General features: G+C 66.9%; 1 protein-coding gene. It reads left to right on the forward strand.

Annotated elements, in window-relative coordinates; genetic code table 11:
* Positions 1 to 162: 162 nt before the first annotated feature.
* A partial coding sequence (locus ACZ3HG_RS24010; RefSeq protein WP_465334918.1) for a S4 domain-containing protein occupies positions 163 to 263 on the forward strand: 101 nt, incomplete at its 3' end.

Genomic DNA, 263 nt, shown 5'->3' on the forward strand with positions numbered 1-263 from the left:
GAGCGGCGCGAACTCGCGACCCGGCGGCTGCGCTTCGCGCTTGGCCTGCCGGTGATTCCGGGGCCGGTCTGCCGGCCGACACCGATGCGGAGATGAAGCATGCAGGATGAGGATTCCGATCAGCGTCTCGGCGATGCGGACGCAGCCGACGACACGCTGCCGGTGCATCCGTATCTCGTCGACGAAGTCCGGCTCGACAAATGGCTGTGGGCCGCGCGCTTCTTCAAGACGCGCATGCTGGCCAAGCAAGCGATCGAATCCGG

Source organism: Erwinia sp. PME.40.26/001, assembly GCF_055556675.1.